The following is a 26377-nucleotide window of genomic DNA, read 5'->3' on the forward strand; positions in this document are numbered from 1 at the left end:
GCATGACCGAGAAGCAGACCACCCACCGACCCCTGTCCGACCGGGTCGCGCGCCGCGTGGTGCGCACGCTCGGTCGCCTGCCGCAGCCGCTCAAGCGCGCCATCGCCGGAAAGCCGATCTCGATCGACGGGCAGACGCTCGACGTCGAGGCCCAGGTGGGGGTGCGGCTGCTGAACCTCGCGGTCGGCGAGACGTTCGAGACGCTGCCCGTCGAGGAGGGCCGCCGCCAGATCGACGGCGAGGCGTGGGTGTTCGGCTACGAGCACCCCGTGCACGACGTGCGCGACCTCGTCCTCCCCGGTCCCGGCGGGGACCTGCCCGCTCGCATCTACCGGCCCGCCGGGCTGCCCGCCCTGTCCGCCGGCCTCGTCTACTTCCACGGCGGCGGATGGGTGCTCGGCAACCTGGGCTCCGCCGACTCCGTCTGCCGCTACCTCGCCGACACAGCAGGCATCACCGTGGTCTCCGTCGACTACCGCCTCGCCCCCGAGCACCCCTTCCCGGCCGGGGTCGACGACGCGGTCGCGGCCTTCCGGCACGTGGTCGCCCACGCGAGCGAGCTCGGCATCGACCCGTCGGCCGTGGCCGTGGGCGGCGAGAGCGCGGGCGGCAACCTGACCGCCGTCGCCTCCCTCGTCAGCACGCTGGAGGCCCGCACGGACCCGTCCGTCCCGGTGCCCGCCTTCCAGCTGATGTTCATGCCGGTCACCGACCTGACCACCAAGCACCGCTCCTACGAGCTGTTCAGCGACGGCTTCTTCCTCAGCGACGCCCAGATGGACTGGTACAAGGCGCACTATCTGACCGACCCGGCCCAAGCCCACGACCCGCGCGTCTCGCCGCTGCTCGCCCCCGACCTCGAGGGACAGCCGCCCGCCCACGTCGTCGTCGCCGGCTTCGACGTGCTGCGCGACGAGGGCGAGGCCTACGCCACCCGACTGCTCGAGGCCGGCGTGCCCACCACGCTCACCCGCCAGGAGGGCATCGTCCACGGGCTCGTGAACGCCACCGGCGTCGGCACCGTCGCCCGACGCGTCCTCGACGAGGCCGCCGGCCAGCTGCGCAAGCGTCTCGTGCCGCTCGCCTCCGGGGAGACCGTCCGATGACGGCACGGGAGCGGCGCAGCGTCGACGTCGTCGTGGTCGGGGCCGGGCTCGCCGGCCTCACCGCGGCCCGACGTCTGCAGGAGCGCGGCCGCTCGGTGCTTGTGCTGGAGGCCCGTGACCGCGTGGGCGGCCGCACCCTCAACCACGACCTCGGCGACGGGCAGGTGGTCGAGTCCGGCGGGCAGTTCGTCGGGCCGACGCAGGACCGCGTGCTCGCCCTGGCCACCGAGCTGGGCGTCGACACGTTCCGCGCCCACGACGACGGCGACACCGTGTACGTGCACGGGAAGGCGGTGCGCCGGTTCAGCGGCGACATCCCCCCGGCCTGGACCACCCTCCCCGACCTCGGTCTCCTCATGGCCCGGCTCGACCGTGCGGTGCGGCGCATCGACCTCGACGCCCCGTGGCGCTCGCCCGACGCGCACCGGCTCGACGCCATGACCACCGCGTCGTGGGCGCGGTCCCTCTCCCTCGGCGGCGGCGCCGTGGAGGTGCTGGAGATCCTGCTCGGCTCGGCGTACGGCACGACGGCCGCGGAGACGTCGGCGCTGTTCACCCTCTGGTACGTGGCCGGCGCGGGCGACGAGACGCACCGCGGCACCCTCGACCGCATGATCGGCGTCGACGGCGGGGCACAGGAGTCGCGGTTCGTCGGCGGCTCCCACCGCCTCTCCGCCCTGCTGGCCGCCGACCTCGGCGACGCGGTGGTGCTCGACGCGCCGGTACGACGCATCGAGCAGGACGCGAGCGGCGCGCGGGTGTCGACCGACCACCTCGACGTCGACGCGCAGCACGTCGTGGTCGCGGTGCCGCCGCACCTCGTGGCCGGCATCGACCTCGAGCCCGCGCTCCCCGCCCCGCAGGCCGAGCTGTTCCGCCGCATGACGTTCGGGACGCTCATGAAGTGCGAGGCCGTGTACGACGAGCCGTTCTGGCGTGCGGACGGGCTGTCCGGACAGGGGCTGTTCCGTGGCGACGCGGAGCCGGTGTGCTCGATGTTCGACAACACCCCGCCGTCCGGCGCCCCGGGGGTGCTCATGGGATTCCTCGGCGCGCACGCCTGGAAGACGTGGGCCGACCGGCCGGCCGCGCAACGGCGAGGGGCGGTGCTGCGCAGCTTCGCCCGCGTCGTCGGGCCGCGCGCGCTCGAGCCGACCGACTACTGGGAGCAGGACTGGACCACTGAGCCGTGGACCCGCGGCGGGCCGACCGCCGTGCTCGCGCCCGGCGTGCTCACCGAGCTCGGGCCGTGGCGCGACGTGCCCCACGGCCGCGTCCACTGGGCGGGGGCCGAGCACGCGAACCACTGGAACGGCTACATGGACGGCGCCGTCCGTACCGGCGAGGACGTCGCCGACCTCATCACTCGCACCACCCGCCACGAGGAGACCGCATGAGCCAGCACCGCGTGCGCGCCGAGCGCCGCATCGACGCCCCCGTCGAGGACGTCTGGGCCGTCGTCGACGACACGTCCCGCTACGCCGAGTGGGTCGACGGCTGCCTGGAGGTGACCCGCCACCACGGCAGCGCCACCGTCGGCGACACGTACGGCGAGCGCAACAGCACCCTCGGACCGCTCATCGCCACGACGACGTGGACCGTGCTCGAGGTCGAGCCGCACCTGCGGCGGGTCGACGCAGGGGAGGGCCTGGCCCCCTTGCGGGACTTCCGGAACGTCTTCACCTTCACGCCGACGTCGGACGGGCGGGGCACCCTGATGACGTACGAGGTCACCTTCGGCCTCGCGCTCGGACCGCTCGGTCGCGTGCTGGCGGCCGTCCTCGGCCGGTCGTTGCCGCAGGAGTTCCAGCGGTCGATGCAGAACCTCGACACCCTGCTGCGCTCGGAGCGACCCCTGCCGCGGGAGGCCCGATGACCAACCCCGAGACCGACGACCCCCGCGAGGCGCTCGCCGCCGCCGCCCGCGAGCTGGCCGACGCCGGCCTGCTCGTCGGCACCGCCGGCAACGTGTCGACCCGCCTCGGCGACGACCGCGTGCTCGTGACCGCCACCGGCGTGGTGCTCGGGCGCTGCACCGCCGACGACGTCGTCGAGACCGACCTGGCGGGCACGGTCGTGTCGGGGCGGCTGAAGCCGACGTCGGAGCTGACGCTGCACCTCGACGTGTACCGCCGCACGTTCGCCCGGGCCTGCGTCCACACGCACTCCCCCGCCGCCACCGCCGTGGCGTGCGCCCCCGCGCGCTTCGGGTCGATGCCGGTGCTGCACTACCAGCAGATCCTGCTCGGCGGCGAGATCCGCGTCGCCCCGTACGCCACGTTCGGCACGCCCGAGCTCGCCGAGCACGTGCTCGCCGCGCTCGACGGACGCCAGGCGGCACTCATGGCGCACCACGGCGCCGTCGCCCTCGGGCAGGACCTGCGGTCGGCCGTCGACCACGCCCTGCTCGTCGAGTGGCTCGCCGAGCTGCTGCTGCGCGTGAGCCAGGTGTCCGAGCCCGTGCCCCTGACCGAGGAGCAGCAACTCGCGGTCATCACCCAGGCGCTGGAGCGCCACTACGGAACCGTCCAGGAGAACCCATGAGCACCTCGTCCCCCACCCCCGTCACCGTCGCCGCCGTCGGCGTGCACGTGCTCGACGCCCACGCCGTCGGCATCGAGTCCGTGCCGGAGGGCTCCGAGGGCCAGCTCGTGGAGTCGATCCGGCTGTCGGCCGCCGGCACCGCCGGCGGCGCCGCCCTGGTGCTGAGCCGCCTCGGCGCGCACGTGCGGTCCTACGGCGCGGTCGGCGACGACGCGGCGGGCCGCACCCTGCGCGCGCTGCTGGAGGAGGAGGGCGTCGACGTCGCCGGCCTCGCGACCCACCCCACGGAGCAGACGTCGGCCTCCGTCATCCCCGTGCGACCGAACGGCGACCGACCGGCGTGGCACGTCATCGGCGCGAACGGCGGGTTCACCCTGCCCGACGTCGCCGACCTCGCGGGCGTCGACCACCTCCACCTGGGCGGACCCGAGTTCGTCGGCGGTCCCGCCGCCGGCGAGCTGCTGGCCGCCGCTCGCGCCGCGGGCATCACGACGTCGATCGACGTGCTCGCACCCGGCGACCCGGGCATGCTCGAGTGGATCCAGGACGCGCTCCCGCACTGCGACGTGCTGCTCCCGAACGACGAGCAGGTGCTCGGCTTCACCGGTACCACCGACCTGGTCGAGGGTGCACGCGCCCTTCTGCAGAAGGGTGTCGGCTGCGTCGCGGCGACAGCCGGCGAACGCGGGGCCGTGGTGGTGACGGCCGACGAGGTGGTCGAGGTGCCGGCGTTCGCGATCGACGTCGTCGACACCACGGGCTGCGGCGACGCGTTCTCCGCCGGTTTCGTCCTCGGGCGCGCCGCGGGTCGCTCCGCGGAGGAGTCGGCTCGACTGGGCTGCGCCGTCGCGGCGCAGGTGGCACAGGGTCTCGGCACCGACGCCGGCTCCTACGACCTCGCGTTCGTCGACGCGTTCGCCACCTCCACGCCCACCCGCTGAGCCCACGTCGGCCGAGGCCCGTCGGCGGCAGCCGCCGGGAGCACCAGCGCCTCCCAGACGAGCCGGTCGAGGTCGGTCGCCGACGTCGCCCCAGGGTCGAGCAGGCTCTGCCCGACGACGCCGCGGTGCAGCACGATGCCGAGCCCGACGAGCCGGTCGACCTCGACCTGCAGCACGAGGCCGAGGTCGGCCACGGCCCGTCCCACGACGTCCACAACCTGCTCGTGGACCTCGCGTCGCACCCGCAGGTACTCACCCCCGACGTCGGGGTGGCGCACGGCGCGGAGCATGTACTCGGTGCTGACGAGCCACCAGCGACGGTCCGAGAGCTCCGCGCCCACCGCGTCGGCCACGGCGGCCACCGCGGAGGCGGGCTCCACCGGCACACCAGCACCGGCCTGCCGCCCACGCCGCGACACGAGCCGTCGCAGGCTGCGGTCGATCGCCGCGACCCGGTCGCGGGCCTCGCGGCGGTAGAGGGCGACGAAGAGGTCGTCGAGCGTGGCGAACTCGGCGTAGAAGGCCGCCGGCGTGGTCCCGGCGCGAGCGCACAGCGGCTCCACGGCCGCGTCGCGCCAACCCAGCTCGGCGACGGTGGCGACGGCGGACTCCAGCAGCCGCTCGTGCAGGGAGGACTCGTCCATGAGTCGATCCTAGCGAACATCGGACAAGTGTCCGATGTTCGCTAGGATGAGTCCATGGACACCATCCTCCTGCGCTCCTCCCCGTCATGGCGGATGCGCCTCGTCTGCCAGGTCCTGGCCGCGCGCGGCACCAAGCGCGTGCTGGGGTCGGCCGAGCAGACGGAGCACGACCGTCGGCGCAACGGCGCGCGTGGCGTGCCGGCGCCACGCCGGCGCCACTCGGCTCGGTACGGGTTCCGCGAGACGACCCTCGCCGACGTGCGGTGCCTGGAGGTGGTCGACTCCCGACGTCCCGACCCCCGCCGCACCATCGTCTACGTGCACGGCGGCGCGTACGTGAACCCGCCAGTCGTGCAGCACTGGGACCTCATCGCCGCGCTGGCGACCGAGAACGACGCGCGCGTCGTCGCGCCGCTGTACCCGCTCGCCCCGGCAGGCACCGCCGCCACCGTCGTACCGCTGATGCTCGACGTCGACGCCGCGGTGCGCGCCAGGTACGGGCCACGGGTCGTGTGGGCGGGCGACTCCGCCGGCGGTGGCCTCGCGCTCGCCACCGCGCTCGCCCTGCGCGACCAGGGCAGGACCGTCCCCGACCACCTCGTGCTCGTCGCGCCCTGGCTCGACGTGACGATGTCCAACCCCGGGGTCGGCCAGGTGGAGCCGCGCGACCCGTCCCTCGCCGTGCCTGGCCTGCAGCACGCCGGGCGGCTCTGGGCCGGCGGCACCGACCCGCGCGACCCTCTCGTGAGCCCCGGGTTCGCGGACCTCGACGAGCTGCCCCCGACCACCCTCGTCGTCGGTGACCGGGACCTGTTCCTGCAGGACTGCCGCGACCTGGCTGAGCGTGCGGGTCGTGCCGGTGTCGACGTCTCGCTGGTGGAGGCCGCGGGCGGGTTCCACGTGTTCCCGGCCGTGACGTTCCTGCCCGAGTCGAAGGCCGCTCGGCGGCACGTCTCCGCACGCCTGGCCGAGAACCCTCGTGGCTGACCGGTCGTCCAGCACTCCTCGTGCCGCAGGCGGCGGGGTGCCAGTGGCCGAGGTCGTCGCGCGGGTGGCGAAGCCTCGGCTGCGCGGCTGGCTGCACGCCACGGCCACCCCGCTCGTGCTCGCAGCCGGCATCGTGCTCGTGGCCCTCGCCCCCGCGGCCGACACCGGCTGGGCGAGCGCCGTGTACGGGCTCACCGGCCTCGTGCTGTTCGCGACCAGCGCCACCTACCACCTCGGCCGGTGGTCGCCCGTCGTCGAACGTCGCCTGAAGCGGGCCGACCACGCGAACATCTACCTGATCATCGCCGGCAGCTACACCCCTATCGCGGTGACCGCCCTCGACGACTGGCAGCGCGCCACCGTGCTCACCGTCGTGTGGGTGGGCGCCGCGCTCGGCGTCGGCTTCCGGCTGCTGTGGATCGACGCGCCGCGGTGGCTGTCGACCCTGCTCTACGTGGTGCTCGGGTGGAGCATCGCGCCGTTCATCGGCAGCGTGTTCGGCGTCGACGTCGCCGCGGGCGTGCTCATCGCCACCGGCGGCGTGCTCTACACCCTCGGCGCCGTGGTCTACGCGACGAAGCGGCCCGACCCCGCGCCGGCGTGGTTCGGCTTCCACGAGGTCTTCCACGCGTTCACGATCGCCGCCTGGACGTGCCAGTACGTGGCGATCAGCCTGCTCGTGCTGGGCTGACCGCTCACTCCCAGTCGGGGCCGAGATGCACGGCCGCGAGCCGCCGCAACGCGTCGCGGCGCACCTCGGTGTCGTCGGGCCGCGGCGCCGCGACCGAGAGCAGGGCGAGTCCGTCGAGCAGTGCCACGAGCTGACGCGCGGCCAGCCGCGGCTCGTCGACCTCCAGCGCCTCGAACACGGCGACGGCGGTGTCCTCGTACACGCCGACGATGCGCTGCACCGCCGCCCGCAGCTCCGGTCGGCGCGTGGTGGCGAGGTAGGCCTCGAACTGGGCGACCAGCGGACCGGGACGCTGCACCGACATCAGCTCGATGAGCCGCTCCACGACCTCGCGTCGAGAACCGCCCTCGGCGTCCCGCAGCTGCACGATGAGCGCGTCGGCACCGGCAACGACGTCCTCGGCGATCTTGGTGACGGCCTCGCCGATCAGGTGGTCCAGGGAGTCGAAGAAGTACGACGTCGTCGACAGCGGCACCCCCGCGGCAGCAGCCACGGACCGGTGGGTGACGCCCTCGATGCCCTGCCGCTCGATCACCTCGACCGTGGCCGCGACGACCTCCGCGCGCCGCTGGTGGCCGCGTGCGTAGTGGGAGCGTGGCTTCGACGTCGAGGGCACGGGACGAACCTACCGTTCGACGGACGGGGCGACCGGTGTCACTCGAAGCGACGGTAGCCGTGCGCGGTGTTCAGCCGGTCGTACACCTCGCGCACGAGCTCCGGCGCCCGCGCGCCCACCGTCGCGAGCGAGAGCCGCAGCGCCTTCTGGTCCGCCCCCTCCTCGCCCAGCGCGAGCAGCAGCATGCCGTCGCGCACGGACACGTCGGCGACGTCGACCCAGCGCTCCCGCGCCCGGCGCGTGCGGATGCCGTGCGCGTCGAGCCTCGCCACCACGGGCGGACGCGCCACGAGCACCACCGCCGCGAGGAGCAGCAGCACCGTGACCACCCCCGCGAGCGCCGACGTCGCCACGAACGCGACGAAGCCCGTGACCGCCGCGACGACCACGACGACCCCCACCACGGCGAGAGCGGGGGCGCGGTCGAGGCGGTAGGTGGTCATGAGGTCCTTCAGTCTGCCCTACCCCGCTGAGTGTGACGTTTGGGGCCCGATTCGTGGTGTTCGGGGCCCGAAACGTCACACTCAAGAGATAGAGCCTCCGGCAGTTCCCGCTGGCCGCGTATCGAGACCACTCGGCAACGGCTCAGCGTGGGCCCGTTGCGCGCCGGTGGCAGAGGGAGCGGAACTCCGTCGCCGCTCGTTCCGCCCCCGCAAGCGGGAGGTGCCCCCAGCGGCTCCTCCTCGAATCCGGAGCCCTCTACGAGGGGGCGCTGCGCGCCGGTGGCAGAGGGGGCGGGACTCCGTCACCGCTCGTTCCGCCCCCGCAAGCGGGAGGTGCCCCCAGCGGCTCCTCCTCGAATCCGGAGCCCTCTACGAGGGGGCGCTGCGCGCCGGTGGCAGAGGGGGCGGGACTCCGTCGCCGCTCGTTCCGCCCCCGCAAGCGGGAGGTGCCCCCAGCGGCTCCTCCTCGAATCCGGAGCCCTCTGCGAGGGGGCGCTGCGCGCCGGTGGCAGAGGGGGCGGGATTCGAACCCGCGGTAGCTCTCGCTACGACCGCTTTCAAGGCGGTTCCGATCGGCCACTCCGGCACCCCTCCACGGCAGCCGCCAGGTCAGGACCGGGGCGGCGCCACCGCCGATTCTCGCACTACTTCAGCGGCGCGATCCGGCCAGGCTCCGAGCGCAGCGTCGGCATCAGCACCCGCGACGACCGCGACCCGCGCTCGCGCACCAGCAGGAACCGCGCCACCAGGCCCACCAGCACGCCCAGCACCACCGAGTACGCCGTCGACAGCGCGATGTACGACGGGTACGCGCCCGGCGACACCAGCGACGTCGTCAGCACGCCCGTGCCCAGCACCGCGAACACCAGCACCCACCAGCCGTCGCGCCGCTTCGACCGCAACGACACCCCGACGATCAGGGCCGGGAAGCCGATGAAGACCTCGACCGGCCGGGGCACCCCGCCGACCGTCTCCCGCATCCACGTGACAGCGTTCGAGATGCCCTCCACCAACGACTCCGAACCGTGCGTGCGCACCACGCTGGAGTACGCCAGCAGCACCACCAGCACCATCGCGACGCCCGAGATGATCGCCAGGTTCTGCTTGCCGAGCCCGTGCAGACCGGCGCCGAGGTTCCAGACGAACGCGATCGCCACCGTCAGCGACGCAGCCAGCACCACGAGGTTGAACCGCTGGTAGGCCACCGGCGCGTTCCACGCCGCCACCGCCACCGTGCCGCTCAACGCCACCACCAGCGCGATCGCGAACTCCTTGACCGCACCCACGGCGGTGCGTGCCGGCCTCGTCGCGACCACCGCCCACACGCTCGCGAGGATCGCCGACACCGCCGCCGCCGAGGCCACGAGCAGGTTCACGCCCGTCGCCACCGCCGCCACGGCCAGCACCGACGACGCGACCGTCCAGATGCGCATGTGGCCACCGCCGCGGTGCGTCAGGCCGATGCTGAACACGACGAGCAGCAGCGCCGCACCCACCCGCTCGATCCACTGCGGGTGCGCGACCGCCACGAGCGACGAGCCCGCGGCCAGCACGCCCACGACCCACGCGACGATCGTGGCCGCGAACGCGTACCGGGTGGCGGTCGGCGACTCCAGACGCGGCTGACGGACCGGGACGTCGTAGTCGACGGGTACCGAGGCGTCGAGCCGACGGCGTCCGCCGCTGCTCGTGGCGTGCGTGCGACTCACCGCTGACCCATCCGTCGGTTGGCGAGTGACGGATTGACCTCGCGCGCTCGCGCGACGTCGGCGGGGTCGATCTCGGCGGTCACCACGGCGTCCTCTCCTGCATCCCCCTCGGCGAGGGTAGTGCCCCACGCGTCGAGGACGAGGGAGTGCCCGGTGTACCGCTCGCCGCCCTGCGCGGCCGCGACGACGGGTACGACGTCCTCCACCGCTCGGGCGGTGAGCAGCGTGCGCCAGTGGTGCAGCTTGTGCTCGCCCGCCACCCACGCGGCGGGCACGGCGAGCAGCTCGGCACCGGCGTCGACGAGGGCGCGACCCAGCTCGGGGAACCGCAGGTCGTAGCAGGTCATTAGCCCGACCGACGTCGACGAGCCGTCGGCCGACGGGACGTCGACCACCACCGGCTCGACGTCGCCGCCGCGCAGCCGCGAGGACTCCGTGTAGCCGAAGGAGTCGTAGAGGTGGATCTTGCGGTACGTGGCGCGCAGGTCGCCGTCGGCGCCCAGCGCCACGAGCGTGTTGTAGGGCAGGTCGTCGGTCTGCTCGAACATGCCGGCCACGACGGTCGCGCCCAGACGACGGGCCTGCGCGGCCAGCGTCGCGACGAAGGGTCCGTCGAGCGGCTCGGCGACCGCGGCGAGGTCGTGGTCGACTGGACCGAAGTCGTGCATGGTCGCCTCGGGAAGGACGACGAGGTCGAGGCCGGCGGGGAGCGCGGCCAGGCGGGCCTCGACGAGGTCCCGGTTCGCGGTGGAGTCGATCGTCGACGCCACCTGCACAGCCGCCACACGCATGCCGTCCAGTGTGACAGGGGCGGACTGAGAGCGGGATGAGACCGGTTCCCGACCACCTTCGGGTGCCGGTGAGCCCTGCAAAGCCGGGCGTCAGTCGCGCAGGAACGGCGCGGCGGCCCGGGTGTGCGCGGCCTTCGTCGCAGGCTCCATGCCCTCGTAGGAGCGGGCCATCATGCGCGAGCGCGGGTTGGTCGCGAAGACGTCGAGGTGGTCGCGGACGAACGTCCAGTAGAGGCCGTCCCACGCCTCGCACCAGTCGCCCTTCGGCAGGTCGGACATGCGGCGCAGGTACGCCGACCCGGACACGTACGGCTTCGTGGTGACGAGCGGACCCGCCGCGAACTGGCTCATCGCGTACACGTTGGGCACCATCACCCAGTCGTAGGCGTCGACGAACAGCGCCATGAACCACTCGTAGGCGTCGTCGGGGTCGATGCGCATCAGGCACATCGCGTTGCCGACGACCATGAGCCGCTCGATGTGGTGCGCGTAGCCGCTCTCCAGGACACGCTCGAGCACGACGTCGACCGGCGCCAGGCCCGTCGTCGCATCCCACCAGCCGCTCGCGAGCGACCGCGTGTGGCCGAGGTGGTTGGTGCTGCGCATCCGCCGTCCGTGCGTGACGTAGACGCCGCGCATGTACTCGCGCCACCCGATCACCTGGCGGACGAAGCCTTCGAGCGAGGCCAGCGGCACGTCGTGGTCGTCGGCGTGCGCGAGCACCCGGTCCAGCACCTGCGCCGGGGTGAGCAGGCCGATGTTGAGTGCCGGGGTGAGGACCGAGTGGAACACGGTCGCCGACCGGGTCGTGATCGCGTCCTCGTAGGGGCCGAAGGTCTGGAGCCGCTCCTCGACGAACTGCTCGAGCATCGCGGCGGCCTCGTCGTGGTCGGTGGGCCACGCAAACGCGTCGATGTCGCCGGGCGCGTCGGGGAAGGCCTGCTTGACCCAGGCGATCGCGTCGTCGACCACGTCCGTCCGCTCCGGGCGTGTCACGTCGGGCACGTCGACGCTCTTCGGCAGCTTCTTGCGGTTGTCCTCGTCGAACGACCACTTCCCGCCGACGGGCTGGTCGCCGTCGACGAGGACGTCGAGACGCTGCCGCTGCCACGCGTAGAAGTGCTGCATGCGTGGACGCTTGCCACCGAGCTGTTCGCGCACCTGCTCGCGCGTGGTGAGGAAGCAGGGCGTCTCCAGCCACTCCAGCTCGACGCCCACGTCGTCGGCGCACGCCTCGAGGTCGCGCTCGAGCCAGTCGTCGACGACGTCGTACACGCTCACCTCGTCGCCCGACCGCAGCTCACGCGCCAGCGCCGCCCGGCTCGTCGTCCGCCCGTCGGTCCGCACCCGCACGACCTCGTGACCGGCATCGGCGAGCCGCTCCCCGAACCGCTCCATCGACGCCCGGTGCAGCACCAGCTTCTGCGCGTGGAACGCGTACTGCCGGAAGAGCAGGTCGTGCTCGACCAGCACGAACGTCGTGCCCGACGGCGCCTCCAGGTGCTCCAGGAACAGCTGGTGGGGCAGCACCAGACGGACGCGTCGACTCACGACGTCCACGCTAGGGCGGGGTGCGGGGGTCCGCCTGTCCAGTGGGGTGGGGGTGGCTCTCCGCGCGAGATCTCGTCCTGCGGCTGCGTCGGTGTGGGTTCTCGCTCGGGTGGGGCTGCGCTGGCGCGGCTTCGTGCTCGGGTGGGGCTGCGTCGGCGCGGCTTCTCGTGGACCTGCGCTCCGAAAGGGCCTCGACGGGGCGGCTGGCGACGGCACTGGTCTGGGGTCTCGGGCTGTGTCTTCGGCACGGGGTGGACGCAAGATTCTGCGTTCGCGCGTCTTGGGCGGTGGATCTGCCACCTTCTGAGGCCTGTTCAGGTGGCTGATCCACCGCTGGGGGGCGAGGGGTGTGAAGGGCAGCCAAGATTCTGCCTCCGCGTGATCGAGACCGAACGCTTCTGCGTTCACGACGGGATCCCGTAGCAAACGCAGCATCCTTGGCCATTCAGCACGCGAACGCAGATCCTTGCGCCCACGCGAGCCACAGCCCGAGACCCGAAGCCGGCCCCCACCCAGCCGCCCGGTCGAGGCCCTTTCGGAGCGCAGGACGAGTCAGAGCCGCGCCAGCGCAGCTCCACCGACCGAGGAGCCGCACCCATGCAGCCGCAGGTCGAGGAACCCCACGCCCGTCCACCTCGTGACCGCCGAGGCGGACGCGGAAGGGCGCGGCTAGCCTCGGACGCATGCGTGCTGTCGTGGTTCCGGAGCCGGGTGGGGTCGAGGCCCTGCAGGTCGTCGACGTCGAGACGCCTGAGCCGGGGCCCGGTGAGGTGCTGGTGCGGGTCACCGCGGCCGGCGTCAACCGGGCCGACCTGATGCAGCGGCAGGGGTTCTACGACCCGCCGGAGGGCGCGACGCACGTGCTGGGCCTGGAGTGCTCGGGCGACGTGGTCGCGCTGGGCGAGGGGGTCAGCGAGTACACGGTCGGCGAGCACGTCGTGGCGCTGCTGTCCGGTGGTGGCTACGCGGAGTACGTGGCGGTGCCGGTCGGGCAGGTCGCGATGGCGCCGCGCGACATCGACCTCGTCGACGCGGCCGGACTCATGGAGGTCGCGGCCACCGTCTGGTCGAACGTGTTCATGATGGCCAAGCTGCAGCACGGCGAGACGCTGCTGGTGCACGGTGGCGCGAGCGGCATCGGCACGATGGCGATCCAGCTGGCGAAGGCGTTCGGCGCGCGGGTCGTGGTCACCGTCGGCAGCGAGGAGAAGGCGGCCTTCTGCCGCGACCTCGGCGCCGACCTGGTCGTCAACTACCGCGAGACCGACTTCGTCGACGCACTCGACGAGGCGGGGCTCAAGGCCGACGTCATCCTCGACATCATCGGCGCGAAGTACCTCGACCAGAACGTCCGCGCCCTGAACACGGCCGGCCGGCTGGTCGTCATCGGCCTGCAGGGCGGCGTCAAGGGCGAGCTGAACCTCAACCGGCTCCTCATGAAGCGTGCAGCGGTCATGGCGACGTCGCTGCGGGCACGGCCGACGCAGGAGAAGGCGGCGATCGTGTCGGCGATGGTCGCGCAGGTGTGGCCCCTGGTGGCCGAGGGCACCGTGCGCCCGATCATCCACGCCCGCCTGCCGTTGGAGCAGGTGCGCGACGCCCACCAGCTGCTCGAGGACTCCTCGCACACCGGCAAGGTGCTGCTGACGCTCTGAGCGACGCGGCCGAGGGGTGCGTGTCGGCGTGCTCTCCTAGGGTGGAGACATGACTGATGCTCCCCGTGAGTCCGCGATCCCGCCCCAGGTGATCGGCCCCGACGGTTCCCCCGTGCACGGCTCGGCCGCGCCCGGAGGCGACGTCGAGCCGCAGCAGCGTGGCACCGCGCTGGGCGACCTGGTGGAGCAGCCGGCGAAGGTCATGCGCATCGGCGGCATGATCCGTCAGCTTCTCGAGGAGGTGAAGGCGGCCCCGCTCGACGACGCCAGCCGGGTCCGTCTGCGCGAGATCCACCGCCAGTCGGTGAAGGAGCTCGAGGACGGGCTCGCGCCGGAGCTGGTGGCCGAGCTGCAGCGGCTCAGCCTGCCGTTCGAGGACGAGGCGCCCTCCGACGCGGAGCTGCGGATCGCCCAGGCGCAGCTGGTCGGCTGGCTCGAGGGGCTGTTCCACGGCATCCAGGCCGCGCTCTACGCGCAGCAGGTGCAGGCCCAGGCGCAGTTCCAGAACATGAGGCTGGCACTTCCGCAGTCAAACGGCACCGAAGGTGACCAAAGTACCGATTCGTCGCAATCGGCTCCCACGGGAGGCATGTACCTCTAGGGTGTCGCCAAAGGATGCGAACGGGAGAGGGACCCATGACCATCGTGACCGACATCGACGCGCCTCCGTGCACCCGGGAGCCCGTCTTCCGTGACGAGCGCCTGTACCTCGGCGCGCACGAGCTCGACGCGGCCAGCCGCGCCGGGATGGGCGAGGTGCTGGCGCAGGCGCACCGCCGCTGCGCAGGCTGCCCCATGCTCGTCGACTGCCTCTACCGCGCGGTCGTCGAGGTCGACGTGTCCGGCTTCGTCGCCTGCACCACCGAGGCCGACCGCGCCGCCATCCGCGACAGCCTCGGCATCGTCGTCGACGCCACACCCACCGGCTCGTACGGCCCCGCCCGCAGCGGCGCCGGCCCCGTGAGCCACGAGGCGGTGCTCACGGCGCGCACCACGCACCCGAAGGACACCTGCCAGCAGCTCGCCGAGCGGCTGGGCTGCTCGACGTCGACCATCAAGCGTCACCTGCGCCGGGCCCGCGCCGAGGCCGCCCAGGCCGACGTGCAGGTCGCGCCCAGCCCCCGCCGGGTGCCGACGGTCGACGACGTCCTCGACGCGTTCGACACGCTCGACGCCGCGCGCCTCGCCTGAGACGACCTACAGCCAGCGGCGCAGCTCGGTGGCCAGTCCGTCCTCGAGCACCGTGCCGGTGACGTCGTCGGCGACGGCCTTCAGCTCGTCCGAGCCCTGGCCCATCGCGACACCGCGTCCGGCCCAGCGCAGCATCTCGTAGTCGTTCATGCCGTCACCGACGGCGAGCACGTCGGCCCGGTCGACGCCGAGCCGCTCGCAGACGACCTCGAGGCCGGACGCCTTCGAGACGCCGTCAGGGGCGATGTCGAGCCACGCCGTGTAGCCGATGTTGTAGTTCACCTCGTTGAGGCCGAGCCCGTGCACGAGCCGGCCGAACTCCTCGACGTCGTGCTCGGGGGCGCGGATGATGACGCGGGTGACCGGCTCGGCCACGAGCTCGTCGACCGTCTGGATGGTGACGGTGCCGTCGATCTCCCACTCCGGGAACGGCGCACTGATCCGGTACCCCGTGCCGACCTCCTCGACGGCGACGAGCGCGTCGGGGATGTGCTCGAGCACGCGGCGCACGGCCTCGCTGGCGTCGAAGGTGACCGTGTGCACGACCTCGACGGGCGAGTAGGTGTGCACGACGGCCCCGTTGCTGGCCACGGCAATGCCGTCGTCGAGGCGTAGGTTGCGGGCCGCGTCGAGCACGCCGGGGATGGCCCGACCGGTGGAGATGACGACGTGGACGCCGGAGTCCTTGATGGCGTGCACGGCCTCGCGCACCGTGTCGGTCATCCGGTTCTCCCAGTCGACCATCGTGCCGTCGACGTCGAGCGCGACGATCTTCGGACGCCAGCTCGTCATGCGCGCGCCCCGACCGGCTGCAGGACCTCGCCGAGGAAGGGGTGCAGCGCCGCGGGGAGACGCACCGAGCCGTCGGCCTGCTGCCCGTTCTCGAGCAGCGCGACGATGATGCGCGGCATGGCGCAGAGCGTGCCGTTGAGGGTGGCGGTCGGCTCCGTGCCGCCGTCGTCGAGCCGGTTGCGGATGTCGAGGCGCCGGGCCTGGAACTGCGTGCAGTTCGACGCGGAGCTGACCTCGCGGTACTTGCCCTGCGTGGGGATCCACGCCTCGCAGTCGAACTTGCGGACCGCCGAGAGGCCGAGGTCGCCGGCGGCGACGTCGATGACCCGGTAGGGCAGCTCGAGCAGGTCGAGCCACTGCTTCTCGAAGCCGAGGATGCGCTCGTGCTGGGCGTAGGACTCCTCGAGCGAGGTGTAGACGAACATCTCGACCTTGTCGAACCAGTGCACGCGCACGATGCCGCGCGTGTCGCGGCCGTGCGAGCCGGCCTCGCGCCGGAAGCAGGGGCTGAACGCGGCGTAGTGGCGCGGGCCGTCGAGGATCTCGTCGGAGTGGTACGCCGCGAGCGGCACCTCCGACGTGCCCACGAGGTAGAGGTCGTCCTTCTCGAGGTGGTAGACGTCGTCGGCTGCCTGGCCGAGGAACCCGGTGCCCTCCATGGCATGCGGCTTGACGAGCGCGGGCGGGATGATGGGGGTGAAGCCCCACTCGGCGGCCTTCGACATGGCCAGCTGGGTGAGCGCGAGCTCGAGCTGCGCGCCGACGCCCGTGAGGAAGTAGAAGCGCGAGCCGCTCACCTTCGCGCCGCGCTCGACGTCGATCGCGCCGAGCAGCGTGCCGAGCTCGAGGTGGTCGCGCGGCTCGAAGCCCTCCGCCGCGAAGTCGCGGGGGGTTCCGACCTCCTCGAGGACCACGAAGTCGTCCTCGCCACCGGGCGGGGCGTCGGGTGCCGGGTTGGGCAGCGCCTTGAGCAGCGTCGTGAACTCCTCGCCGGCCGCGGTCTGGTCGGCGTCGGCGGCCTTGACCTGCGCGCTGAGCTCCTTGGTGCGCGCGAGGAGCGCCTGCTTCTCCTCGCCCTGCGCCTGCGCGACCTGCTTGCCCATCGACTTCTGCTCGCTGCGCAGCGCCTCGAACGCGGCGATGGTCGAGCGACGTCGCTCGTCGGCGGCGACGAGCGCGTCGACGAGGGAGGGGTCCTCCCCGCGGCGCCGCTGCGCCTCTCGGAGGGACTCGGGGTCGTCTCGCAGGAGCCTGGCGTCGATCACCCCGTCAGCCTATCCGTGCCGGCCGCGCTCTCCCCCTCAGCGGTAGGTAGGACGCGGAACTCCGCGCTCCGGTAGGTCTCGCGCGCTCCAAGGCTGCGACACCGCGCTTCATCCACCGCCGATGACGCCGGCCCGTGCTTGCGGACCCGCCGTCCACAGCCAGCCGTCGCAGCCTGTGCCTGCCGCTCGCCGCGCGGTCGAGTGGACGCATGCCCAGACCAGCCCAGATTCCCGAGGCCCTCCTCCGCGGACCGTTCCACGTCGACGACGCGGCCGCCGTCGGCGTCACCCACGACCGACTGCGCGGCGCTGCCTACCGCCGACTCCTGCCGCGCGTGTGGGTCGTGCGCACGCACGTCATGTCCGAACCCGACTGGCACCAGGCTGCCCTCCTGTACGCACCGGACGATGCCTGCCTCACCGGAGTCACCCGGCTGCAACAGCTCGGACTCGACATCGGACCGCATCGGCCGTTGCAGCTCGTCGTGGCCCACGACCTGCACCGCACGTCTCCGGACGTCTTCATCCATCGCACGGACGTGATGCCGGAGCATCGCGGTCGCCTCGTCTCCCCGCTGGCGGCCTGGGTGGAGGCGTGTCGCACGCTCTCGTTGCTCGACGCCGTGGCGGCCGGCGACTGGCTGCGGCGTGAGCACGGAGTGGATACCGAGCGGTTCCGGCAGTTCTGCACGAGGGACCACTGGCGCGAGGGCGTGCCGGAGGCGTGGTGGGTGTGGCCGCTGCTGGACCCGGGCTCGAGATCACCGCAGGAGTCGAGGATCCGTACCTGGATGCACGCCGCAGGCCTGCCCCGCCCCGAGTCGAACGCCGAGGTACGCGACAGGGATCGACTCGTGGCGATCGTCGACTGGTGGTGGCGCACCTGGCGTCTGGCCGCGGAGTACGAGGGCCTGCACCACCAGGTCGACCGACACCAGTACGTGGCCGACATCGACCGGTACCGACGGATCCGTTCGTTCGACGCCGCCTACGTGCAGATCACCCGCGAGCTGTACGCCATGCCCCGGACGATGATCCGTCGGATCCACGAGGCTCTGGTCGAGCGCGGCTACGACGGTCCTGCGCCCACGTTCGGCGCAGCGACCGACTCCCTCACGCTTCCCGTGGCTCGTGCCATGACCTTGGCGCCTCGGCTCTCGCCGGCCGGTCCCCGCCCTCTTCCCCCGGCCAGGCGGTAGGTGGCGCGCGGTCTGCGTCCCTCGTGGCACGCGCCACCTACCGCTGGTCCGCATTCCGCGCGCTACCTACCGCTTGGGGGGTCAGGAGATCGTCGCCGAGCCCTCGCCCTCGACGCGGTCGTCGTGGAGCAGCTCGCCCTCGGCGTCGACGGGGGTGTAGGTGACCTTGACCTCGAGCTTCGTGCCCTTCTCGTAGCGGAAGTTCTCGCCGTAGGAGAACGTCTCACCCTTCCCGAGGGTGTAGACGGAGGGCTCGGCGAAGGCGCCGGGGGCGACGCCGGAGGTCTGGACGTCCTGCGCCTCGTAGAGGTCGTTGTCGGTGATGCCGTCCATGCCCTGCAGGTACGGCCAGTCGACGTAGCGCGCCGAGACGTCGACGAGCGAGGAGCCGAGGTCGACGGGGTCGCCGGTGTTGGTGACGACGTAGTTGACGAACACGATCTCGTCACCCACGGCGATGATCGGCTTGTTGTCCTTCGGGTCCACGAAGTTGCCGGTCTTCGTGGCCTTGGTGGTACCGACCTGGTAGACGTCGACGGTCACGTCGCCGGCCTTCACGGTGCCGATCTTCGTGCCGGGCGTGGTGACGGGCTTGGCCCAGGCGGGCGCACCCTCGGTCGACGTCGACTCCTCGGTCGCCTCGGCGCTGGGCGAGGAGCTCGCGGAGGCCGAGCTGCTCGACTCGGCCTGCGGCTCGTCGTCGGACCCGCAGGCAGCGAGGCCCAGCAGGGCGAGGGTGGCGACGGCGGCGGTGCACGTGCGACGGATGGTCACGATGGTCTCCCGAATGTTGGTGGATCTTCCCAGACGGGACCCTAGCGACGTCGGAAGACGCCTCGACCACCGGAGGGGGTCAGACCTGGACGTTCGTGCCGTTCAGTGCCGACCGCGACCATGCCGTTCAGTGCCGCCTGCGGCGGGGCACGAGGTGCAGCGCGGTGACCACCACCGCGCCGACCGCGAGCCCGAGCAGGGCGGAGAAGAACGTGTTCGTCAGCCACGCCAGGACGGACCCGAGGCCGCCGGCGACCGCGTCGTGCACGGCCTCCTCGGCGTGGTGGACCAGGTCGTAGAGCGCGTGCCACCCGAGGTCGTCGGTGCCGACCAGCAGGATGTGCCCGCCGACCCACAGCATGGCCACGACACCCACGGCGGCCAGCGTGGCCAGAACCTTCGGCATCGCCTTCACGAGCCCCCGCCCGAGGGACTGTGCTGCCGACGACGACCGCTCGGTGAGGGCGAGACCGACGTCGTCCATCTTCACGATCAGCGCGACCACGCCGTACACCAGCGCGGTGATGCCGACGCCGACGACGGCGAGGATGACCGCCCGCGACACGAACGGCTCGTCGGTGACCTCCTTGAGCGCGATGACCATGATCTCCGCGGAGAGGATGAAGTCGGTGCGCACGGCGCTGCTCACGACGGCCTTCTCCTGGTCGGCGCCGCCGACGGAGCGCGGCTCCTCGGTCGTCGCGTGACCCGCCACCTTCTCCCAGAGCTTCTCGGCACCCTCGAAGCAGAGGTAGGCGCCGCCGAGCATGAGCAGCGGCGTGAGCAGCCACGGCACGAACTGGCTGAGCAGCAGCAGCGCGGGAAGGATGATCGCGAGCTTGTTGACCAGCGAGCCCCGTGCGATGCGGCCGATGACCGACAGCTCACGCCTCGGGTCGAGGCCCTGCACGTAACGCGGTGTGACGGCGGCGTCGTCGACCACCACGCCCGCTGCCTTGGCGCTCGCCCGGCCTGCCGCGGCACCGACGTCGTCGACCGACGCGGCCGCCAGGCGCGCGAGCGCGGCGACGTCGTCGAGGAGGGCGACCAGTCCGCCGGCCATCAGAGGGCTCCCGCTGCAGTCATGGGGTCAAGGGTAGGCCCGCCGGGTCGGCGCGTCCTGACCGATCGTCGCCCCGCTGGGGAGGGGAGGTCAGGACCGGGCCGACCACCAGGCGCGCAGCGCCTCGGCGGCGAGGTCCTCGCCCAGCGGTCCGCGGTCGAGGCGCAGGTCGAGCAGGAACCGGTACGCCTCGCCGACCTCGCGGCCCGGGCCGATGCCGAGGAGCTGCTGGATCTGGTTGCCGTCGAGGTCGGGCCGGATGGCGTCGAGCTCCTCCTGCGCGGCCAGCTGCTCGATGCGGCGCTCGAGGTCGTCGTACGTGCGCTGCAGCCGCTGGGCCTTGCGCCGGTTGCGGGTGGTGCAGTCGGCGCGGGTGAGGATGTGCAGCCGCTCCAGCTGGTCGCCGGCGTCGCGGACGTAGCGGCGCACGGCGGCGTCGGTCCACTCCCCCGAGCCGTAGCCGTGGAAGCGCAGGTGCAGCTCCACGAGCAGGCCGACCTGCGCGATCTGCTCGTTGCTGAAGCGCAGCGCCTTCATGCGCTTGCGCGTCATCTTGGCGCCCACCACGTCGTGGTGGTGGAACGTCACCGTGCCGTCGTCGAGGAAGCGACGCGTGCGCGGCTTGCCGATGTCGTGCACCAGCGCGGCGAACCGGACGACGAAGTCGGGACGCTGCTCGAGCCGGTGCTCCAGCTCGACGGCCTGCTCCAGCACGGTCAGCGAGTGCTCGTAGACGTCCTTGTGGCGGTGGTGCTCGTCGGCGGTCAGTCGCAGTGCCGGCAGCTCGGGCAGCACGTGCTCGGCGAGGCCGGTGTCGACGAGCAGCCGCAGCCCGGCCACGGGCTCGCGCCCGCACACGAGCTTGACCAGCTCGTCACGCACCCGCTCGGCCGACACGATCTCGATCCGCTCGGCCATCGCGGTCATCGCCGCCGTCGTGGCCGCGTCGGCCTCGAAGCCGAGCTGCGCGACGAACCGGGCCGCCCGCATCATGCGCAGCGGGTCGTCGCTGAAGGACTGCTCGGGCGTCACCGGCGTGCGCAGCACCCCGGCGGCGAGGTCGCCGAGTCCACCGAACTCGTCGACGAACTCCGCCGACGGCAGCCGCAGCGCGAGGGCGTTGACCGTGAAGTCGCGGCGCGACAGGTCGCCCTGGAGCGTGTCGCCGAAGGCCACCTGCGGCTTGCGCGACGTCGGGTCGTAGGCGTCGGTGCGGTAGGTCGTGATCTCGATCTGGTCGTCGCCCTTGCGCAGGCCGAGCGTGCCGAACTCCCGGCCCACGTCCCACACGGCGTCCGCCCAGCCGGCGACGAGACGCTCGACGTCGTCGGGTCGGGCCGACGTCGTCAGGTCGAGGTCGCTGACCCGACGTCCGAGCAGCGCGTCGCGCACCGGTCCGCCCACGAGCGCCAGCTCGTGACCCGCTGTCGCGAACAGACCGCCCAGCTCGGCGAGCACGGGGTGGTCGCGCAGCACCGCGTCGGCGGCGGCGCGCACGGCGGAGGCGTCGTAGGACGAGGAGGGGGCGGACACGGGCCCCGAGTGTAGTGCGCCGCACCCGCGCGGCCCGGGGCCGTGCTGCGACGACCGCAGCGCGCGCGGTCGAGGTGGCCGGACCGGTGGGGCCCGACCACTACGATGGGCGGGTGATGAACCCGGCCCGACGTGTGCGTCCGGGCCCGGGAGCTCTGGTGCGCCTGGTCGCGTGCGCCCTTGCGATGCTGCTCGGCGGCTCGTTGACGGTCGCCGTCGCCGCGCCCGCCCAGGCCGCCGTCGACCCTGACGTGGCCGTGCGGATCACCGGCGTGAGCCCCACGGAGCTGCGCGACGGCGCCACCGTCACGCTCACCGGCACGATCACCAACCGCGGCAAGGAGCGCTGGACGAAGGCGCAGGCCTACCTCGTGATCGCGCGGACGCCGTTCACCACGCGCCAGCAGGTGAGCGACGCGGTCGAGAGCCAGGCCAGCTACACGGGCGAGCGCGTCGTCGAGCTCGACTCGATCGACGAGGTCGGCACCCTCGCCCCCGGCAGCACCCGACCGTTCCGCGTGCGGGTGCCCTACGCGCAGCTGCGCGTCTCCGACGCCGAGGGCGTCTACCCGGTGGGCGTCCAGGTGCTCGCGACGGCCGAGGACGGCACGCGCGACAACGCCGCGATCGCCCGCGCCACCACCTTCCTGCCGCGCCTCGACCGCGACTCGACGCGCGTGCCGGGCGGCCTGGTGTGGCCGTTCGTGCTGCCCGACCGCCTCGGCCCGTCCGGCACGTGGATGGACGCCCCCGGTCTGGCCGAGCGCGTCGCGCCGGGCGGCCAGCTCCGCAACCTGCTCGACCAGGCCCTCTCCGCGCCCTCGGGCGGCACGTCGCTCGTGCTCGACCCCGCCCTGCTGGTGGCCGTCGACGACCTGGCCGAGGGTCGGCGCCTGCCGCGCGACGTGCGTCTCGACGACGCTCAGCGGGAGGCCGCGCGCACGTTCGTCGAGGACCTCACCGGCCTGTCGCGACGGGTCGCCACGTGGACGCTCGGCTACGCCCGGCCCGACTGGCTGGCGCTCAGCCGCTCCGACGCCCACGACCGGCTGATGGGCACCATCGAGCGGGCGACGTCGTCGGCCCTCGCGCAGTTCCAGGTGTCGGGTCGCCGCGTCACGTGGCCGACGCGAGGGGGCACGACGGCGGAGCTGATCGACCAGGTGCGCGGCAGCGGCGACCGACCCGTCATCGTCACCCGCGACGCCGTGCCCGACTGGGAGCCGCGGCTCGGCTCCGTCGTCACCCTCCGGTCCGAGAGCGGGCCGGTACCGCTCTTCGTCGACGCCGGGCTCGACGTCGGGGTGCCCGGCGGCGCGACGGTGGCGACGCTGCGCCAGCGGCTGCTCAGCGAGGCTGCGCTGGCGTCGCTCGAGCGCAGCGGCGACGCGGAGTCCAAGGCGGACGCGTTCGTGCTCGTCGACCCGCGCTGGAACCCCGGCGACACCGACGACGACGCCTTCGCGGGCGCCTTCGACCCCGACTTCGTCTCGCCGGAGGACCTCGAGGACCTCATGACGACCCGTCGTGCCGCGTACGGAGGCGACGTCGCGAGCACCGCGGAGGCGCGGCCGCTCTCGCAGGCGCAGGTGACGGCCGTCGAGCAGCTGGCGCGCGAGGGTGGCGTGCTGGCGGGCCTCGCCGTCGAGGGCGACGACCTCGCCGCCCGCACCGACCGCACCTCGGCGGGTCTGCTGTCGACCGCCTGGCGCTCGGACCGAGCCGAGGGCCTGCGCGCAGCCACGGGCGCGCTCGGTCGGGTGCGCTCGGAGCTGGGCCGGCTCGCCGTCGAGGGTCCGCCCGCCATCACGCTCTCCAGCGCCGAGGGGAGCTTCCCGCTCACGGTCAGCAACGACACCGACACCGCCGTACGGGTCGGCGTGCGCATCAGCGCGAGCAACCCCGCGCTGCGCATCCCCGACGTCGCCCCGGTGCAGGTGGAGGCCGGCGAGCGACGCACGGTCACGGTGCAGGTCGACGTCGGCGACCAGACCTCGTCGACGTTGACGGCGCAGCTGATCTCGCCCGACGGGACCGCGGTGGGCCGCGCCGACTCCTTCAACGTGCGGTCGAGCCGGGTGGGCGTGGCCCTGTGGGCGCTGATGGGCGCCGCGGGGCTGTTCGTCCTGTTCGCGCTCGGCCGACGCTTCCTGCGTGGCCGACGGGCCGCCGCCACGACCCCCGAGGAGACCCCGACCGATGGCTGAGCGCAACGTCGCCCGCGCGAGTGCCGGCATGGCGATCGGCACGGTCGTGTCGAGGGTCACGGGCTTCGGCCGCCTGCTCATGCTCGCGGCGACCATCGGCACCGCGCTGAACGCCGACCTCTTCAACAACGCCAACACGGTGCCGAACGCGCTCTACATCCTGGTGGCCGGGGGCGTGTTCAACGTCGTGCTCGTGCCCCAGCTCGTCCGGGCGATGCGCAACGACGCCGACGGTGGCGACGCGTACGCCAACCGCGTCATCACGCTCGGACTGCTGGTCCTGGGTGTCGCGGCAGTGGCCCTCACCCTCCTCGTGCCCCTGATCATGCACGTGGTGTTCGACGGGGAGCTGTTCTCCGCCCGGAACGAGGCGCAGCGCGAGTCGGCGCAGCTGCTGATGTACCTGTGCATGCCGCAGGTGTTCTTCTACGGCGCCTTCGTGCTCGTCGGGCAGGTGCTCAACGCTCGGCAGAAGTTCGGGCCGATGATGTGGGCGCCCATCGTCAACAACCTGGTGGCCATCGGCTCCCTCGCCGTGTACCTGGTGCTCTACGGCGCCTCCAGCGGCACGGGGGGATTCTCCACCGGGCAGGCGCTGCTGCTCGGCGGCGGCGCGACCCTCGGCATCGCCGTGCAGACACTGGTGCTCGTGCCGTTCCTGCGGCAGGCCGGCTTCCGGTACGCGCCACGCTTCGACTTCCGCGGCGTGGGCCTCGGCCACACGCTGCGCCTCGGCGCCTGGACGCTCGGCTTCATCGCCGCCAACCAGGTCGCGTTCATCGTCATCCAGCGGCTCGGTGTGGCGGGCACGCTCGCCGGAGAGCGCGAGGGGACCGCGGCCACCGGTTCGGCCGTCTACGAGATCGGTTTCCTGGTGAGCCAGATGCCGCACGGCGTCATCACCGTGTCGCTGGCGACCGCCATCATCCCCACCCTCTCGGCCCTGGCCTCGGAGCGCCGCTACGACCGCATGGCGCTGGAGCTGCAGCGCACGCTGCGGGTCACGCTCGCCATCATCGCGCCGCTCGCCGCCGCCGTCGGGTGTCTCGGCTGGTCGGCGGCCGGCGTGCTCGGCTTCGTGTCGACGCTGCGCCCGAACGCCGACGCCATCGGCCTCGCCGTCGCCGCGTTCGCGCCGGCCATGGTCGCCTTCACGATCCACTACCTCGTGCTGCGCGGCTTCTACGCCGACGAGGACACCCGGACGCCGTTCTTCGTCCAGGTGGTCGTCGCCGCGACCAACATCGTCGCGGCCCTCGTCCTCACCCACGACGTGGAGCCGCGGCACGTGGCACCGATGCTCGCGCTGTCGTTCGGCATCGCCTACGCCGTCGGCGCGACCGTCTCGGCGACGTTGCTGTCACGCCGGCTCGGCGGCCTGGTCGACCGCGAGACGCGCGTCTTCGCGGTCCGGCTGCTGATCTCGCTGGCCCTGGCCGTCGGCACGATGCTCGGCTCCGTGGCCGCCCTCGACGCCGTGGGGCTCGACCGCGGCGAGCCCGTCGGTGCACTCGTGACGCTCGTCGTGGCCGGTGGTCTCGGTGCCGCGGCCTACCTGGTGGGCACGCGCCTGACCCGCATGCAGGAGCTCACGCACCTTGTCCGCTCGCTGCGCGGCCGCGGCGCCTGACGGGCCAGGACCTCAGGAGCACGGCCGGCTAGAGGCCGGCCTTCTCGTAGATCTCCTCGATGGCGTCGAGGTAGGCACCCTGGTCGGTCTCGGCCAGCTCGAGGTAGGCCTGGCGGGCCTTCTCGCCGACCTCCGCCGCGACCTCCTCGTAGCGGGCGTTCCACTTCTCGGCCTCGATCTGCCAGTAGCCGCAGGTGTAGAAGTCCGTCTGCGGCCAGTCGAGCGTGCGTCGCAGGAGCTTGCGGGCCGCGCGGCTGGCTCGCGCCTCGCCGGCCAGCCACACGTACCGACTGAGCGGCACGTCGTCGGTCGCCTCGCCGGCGGCGGGCAGACCACGCTCGGTCACGGCCGACTCGAGCGCGCCGCAGATGTCGGTCTCGCGCTCGACGACGACCCAGCGCACGTCGACGTCGGCCGGGCTCGGCAGGGCGATGCGGTCGCCGTCGTCGGTGAGGACCACGACCGCCTCGACCCGCTGGCCGGGGCGCAGGTCGCGCAGGATGCGGGCGAGCGCGGGGAGCCCGGTGACGTCGGCCACGAGGAGCTGCCAGGCGGTGTCGGCCGGCGCGGCGTACAGGCCGTGCGGCACCATCATCCCGACCTCGTCGCCCGGCACGCAGCGCCTGACCCAGTCGGCACCGACGCCGTGGTCGTGCACCGCGATGTCGATGTCGACCTCGGGCACGCCGTCGACGACCCGGTGGTCGGAGATCGTGTAGACGCGGGCGGCGGGCTCGACGGCGCCCTCGGGCACCCGCATGACCCAGTTCTCGTCGTAGGTGGGGATCGCGAGCTCGGCCCCCTCCGGGGCGATCATCAGCCGCACGTACTCGTCGGGCACGCCGGTGGAGGTGAAGTCCTCCGGCCGCAGCGTGACCGTGACGAGGTGCGCGGACAGCCGCACCTTCCGCACGACGGTGGCCCGGCAGACCGGTGGGACCTCGCTCATGGTTCTCCTCCCCGGGCGGGACGACGACGGTATGTGGCGATGCTTAGGCTAGCCTAACTGACCCTGCTCCCCGGACGTCGCGCTGGTAGTTTCGAC

At 72.8% G+C, this 26377-nt stretch carries 25 protein-coding genes and 1 tRNA gene; 13 read left to right on the forward strand and 13 right to left on the reverse strand.

The genetic code is table 11. The features are described 5' to 3' along the window. Window positions 1-2 precede the first annotated feature (2 nt). Genes Aeryth_RS18140 through Aeryth_RS15955 form a run of 5 tightly spaced genes read left to right on the forward strand, consistent with a single transcriptional unit; the run spans window position 3 to window position 4591 of the window. The gene (locus tag Aeryth_RS18140) at window positions 3-1106 is read left to right on the forward strand and encodes an alpha/beta hydrolase (RefSeq protein WP_067860687.1); all 1104 of its coding nucleotides are present in this window, start codon (window positions 3-5) and stop codon (window positions 1104-1106) included. After that, window positions 1103-2503, forward strand: coding sequence for a flavin monoamine oxidase family protein (locus Aeryth_RS15940; protein WP_067860689.1), 1401 nt, complete (start codon window positions 1103-1105; stop codon window positions 2501-2503). Before Aeryth_RS18140 ends, Aeryth_RS15940 begins: the two co-directional genes overlap by 4 nt. Beyond that, window positions 2500-2982: an SRPBCC family protein gene (locus Aeryth_RS15945; protein ID WP_067860691.1), complete on the forward strand. Its 483-nt coding sequence runs from the start codon at window positions 2500-2502 to the stop codon at window positions 2980-2982. Before Aeryth_RS15940 ends, Aeryth_RS15945 begins: the two co-directional genes overlap by 4 nt. Next, window positions 2979-3650, forward strand: a complete 672-nt coding sequence (locus Aeryth_RS15950) for a class II aldolase/adducin family protein (protein WP_067860693.1) — start codon at window positions 2979-2981, stop codon at window positions 3648-3650. Before Aeryth_RS15945 ends, Aeryth_RS15950 begins: the two co-directional genes overlap by 4 nt. After that, window positions 3647-4591 carry a carbohydrate kinase family protein gene (locus Aeryth_RS15955; RefSeq protein WP_067860695.1) on the forward strand — a complete coding sequence of 315 codons (945 nt, stop codon included), beginning with the start codon at window positions 3647-3649 and terminating at the stop codon, window positions 4589-4591. The genes Aeryth_RS15950 and Aeryth_RS15955 overlap by 4 nt, the downstream gene beginning before the upstream one ends. On the opposite strand, the gene Aeryth_RS15960 is transcribed toward Aeryth_RS15955, so the two are convergent. Continuing rightward, complete coding sequence (locus Aeryth_RS15960; protein ID WP_067860697.1) at window positions 4540-5235, reverse strand: TetR/AcrR family transcriptional regulator; 696 nt, start codon at window positions 5233-5235, stop codon at window positions 4540-4542. The two genes, Aeryth_RS15955 and Aeryth_RS15960, sit on opposite strands and share 52 nt — an antisense overlap. A gap of 54 nt (window positions 5236-5289) precedes the next feature. On the opposite strand from Aeryth_RS15960, the gene Aeryth_RS15965 reads away from it, so the two are divergent. Continuing rightward, a complete protein-coding gene (locus Aeryth_RS15965) occupies window positions 5290-6222 on the forward strand; it encodes an alpha/beta hydrolase (RefSeq protein WP_067860699.1) in 933 nt (310 codons plus the stop codon). Window positions 6223-6259: 37 nt separating this feature from the next. Next, window positions 6260-6913: a PAQR family membrane homeostasis protein TrhA gene (gene trhA, locus Aeryth_RS15970; protein ID WP_067860701.1), complete on the forward strand. Its 654-nt coding sequence runs from the start codon at window positions 6260-6262 to the stop codon at window positions 6911-6913. Window positions 6914-6917: 4 nt separating this feature from the next. Here trhA and Aeryth_RS15975 read toward each other — a convergent pair whose 3' ends face one another. From Aeryth_RS15975 to Aeryth_RS16000, 6 genes are all read right to left on the reverse strand, one after another. Then, window positions 6918-7529 carry a TetR/AcrR family transcriptional regulator gene (locus Aeryth_RS15975; RefSeq protein ID WP_067860703.1) on the reverse strand — a complete coding sequence of 204 codons (612 nt, stop codon included), beginning with the start codon at window positions 7527-7529 and terminating at the stop codon, window positions 6918-6920. A 38-nt stretch (window positions 7530-7567) separates the two neighbouring features. Further along, window positions 7568-7972, reverse strand: coding sequence for a hypothetical protein (locus tag Aeryth_RS15980; RefSeq protein ID WP_067860705.1), 405 nt, complete (start codon window positions 7970-7972; stop codon window positions 7568-7570). A gap of 506 nt (window positions 7973-8478) precedes the next feature. After that, window positions 8479-8566: transfer RNA gene (locus tag Aeryth_RS15985), tRNA-Ser, on the reverse strand. A 50-nt stretch (window positions 8567-8616) separates the two neighbouring features. After that, on the reverse strand, window positions 8617-9681 hold the full coding sequence (locus Aeryth_RS18020) for a hypothetical protein (RefSeq protein WP_067860707.1): 1065 nt from the start codon (window positions 9679-9681) through the stop codon (window positions 8617-8619). After that, window positions 9678-10472: a carbon-nitrogen hydrolase family protein gene (locus tag Aeryth_RS15995; protein WP_067860709.1), complete on the reverse strand. Its 795-nt coding sequence runs from the start codon at window positions 10470-10472 to the stop codon at window positions 9678-9680. Before Aeryth_RS15995 ends, Aeryth_RS18020 begins: the two co-directional genes overlap by 4 nt. A 90-nt stretch (window positions 10473-10562) precedes the next feature. After that, window positions 10563-12023 carry a cryptochrome/photolyase family protein gene (locus tag Aeryth_RS16000; protein WP_067861945.1) on the reverse strand — a complete coding sequence of 487 codons (1461 nt, stop codon included), beginning with the start codon at window positions 12021-12023 and terminating at the stop codon, window positions 10563-10565. A gap of 683 nt (window positions 12024-12706) precedes the next feature. Between Aeryth_RS16000 and Aeryth_RS16005 the strand changes: the two genes are divergently transcribed. From Aeryth_RS16005 to Aeryth_RS16015, 3 genes are read left to right on the forward strand one after another with little or no spacing between them, the layout of a single operon-like run. Continuing rightward, on the forward strand, window positions 12707-13678 hold the full coding sequence (locus Aeryth_RS16005; protein WP_067860711.1) for an NAD(P)H-quinone oxidoreductase: 972 nt from the start codon (window positions 12707-12709) through the stop codon (window positions 13676-13678). A 49-nt stretch (window positions 13679-13727) separates the two neighbouring features. Further along, on the forward strand, window positions 13728-14279 hold the full coding sequence (locus tag Aeryth_RS16010) for a bacterial proteasome activator family protein (protein WP_067860713.1): 552 nt from the start codon (window positions 13728-13730) through the stop codon (window positions 14277-14279). Window positions 14280-14314: 35 nt separating this feature from the next. Next, a complete protein-coding gene (locus tag Aeryth_RS16015; protein WP_067860715.1) occupies window positions 14315-14869 on the forward strand; it encodes an HTH domain-containing protein in 555 nt (184 codons plus the stop codon). A gap of 6 nt (window positions 14870-14875) precedes the next feature. On the opposite strand, the gene Aeryth_RS16020 is transcribed toward Aeryth_RS16015, so the two are convergent. Together Aeryth_RS16020 and serS are read right to left on the reverse strand one after the other, a co-directional pair. Further along, window positions 14876-15661, reverse strand: a complete 786-nt coding sequence (locus tag Aeryth_RS16020) for an HAD family hydrolase (protein WP_083516508.1) — start codon at window positions 15659-15661, stop codon at window positions 14876-14878. Beyond that, entirely contained in the window at window positions 15658-16926 is a 1269-nt protein-coding gene (gene serS / locus Aeryth_RS16025; protein WP_067860717.1) for a serine--tRNA ligase, read from the reverse strand. The genes Aeryth_RS16020 and serS overlap by 4 nt, the downstream gene beginning before the upstream one ends. 209 nt (window positions 16927-17135) lie before the next feature. Between serS and Aeryth_RS16030 the strand changes: the two genes are divergently transcribed. Further along, window positions 17136-18125 (forward strand): hypothetical protein, encoded by a 990-nt coding sequence (locus tag Aeryth_RS16030; RefSeq protein ID WP_067860719.1) that lies wholly within the window; start codon window positions 17136-17138, stop codon window positions 18123-18125. An 81-nt stretch (window positions 18126-18206) separates the two neighbouring features. Here the strand turns inward: Aeryth_RS16030 and Aeryth_RS16035 are convergent, their stop codons facing one another. From Aeryth_RS16035 to Aeryth_RS16045, 3 genes are all read right to left on the reverse strand, one after another. Continuing rightward, entirely contained in the window at window positions 18207-18899 is a 693-nt protein-coding gene (locus Aeryth_RS16035; protein WP_067860721.1) for a hypothetical protein, read from the reverse strand. A gap of 127 nt (window positions 18900-19026) precedes the next feature. After that, window positions 19027-19962: a DUF808 domain-containing protein gene (locus Aeryth_RS16040; protein WP_067860723.1), complete on the reverse strand. Its 936-nt coding sequence runs from the start codon at window positions 19960-19962 to the stop codon at window positions 19027-19029. A 90-nt stretch (window positions 19963-20052) separates the two neighbouring features. Then, the gene (locus Aeryth_RS16045; RefSeq protein WP_067860725.1) at window positions 20053-21495 is read right to left on the reverse strand and encodes a CCA tRNA nucleotidyltransferase; all 1443 of its coding nucleotides are present in this window, start codon (window positions 21493-21495) and stop codon (window positions 20053-20055) included. Between the two features lie 116 nt (window positions 21496-21611). On the opposite strand from Aeryth_RS16045, the gene Aeryth_RS16050 reads away from it, so the two are divergent. Both Aeryth_RS16050 and murJ read left to right on the forward strand, forming a co-directional pair. Beyond that, window positions 21612-23702, forward strand: a complete 2091-nt coding sequence (locus Aeryth_RS16050) for a DUF6049 family protein (RefSeq protein WP_236749895.1) — start codon at window positions 21612-21614, stop codon at window positions 23700-23702. Continuing rightward, window positions 23695-25332: a murein biosynthesis integral membrane protein MurJ gene (gene murJ, locus Aeryth_RS16055; RefSeq protein ID WP_067860729.1), complete on the forward strand. Its 1638-nt coding sequence runs from the start codon at window positions 23695-23697 to the stop codon at window positions 25330-25332. Before Aeryth_RS16050 ends, murJ begins: the two co-directional genes overlap by 8 nt. A 28-nt stretch (window positions 25333-25360) precedes the next feature. Here the strand turns inward: murJ and Aeryth_RS16060 are convergent, their stop codons facing one another. After that, a complete protein-coding gene (locus Aeryth_RS16060) occupies window positions 25361-26281 on the reverse strand; it encodes a siderophore-interacting protein (protein ID WP_067860731.1) in 921 nt (306 codons plus the stop codon). Window positions 26282-26377: the final 96 nt, after the last annotated feature.

It is taken from the genome of Aeromicrobium erythreum, assembly GCF_001509405.1.
GTDB classification, from domain to species: domain Bacteria; phylum Actinomycetota; class Actinomycetes; order Propionibacteriales; family Nocardioidaceae; genus Aeromicrobium; species Aeromicrobium erythreum.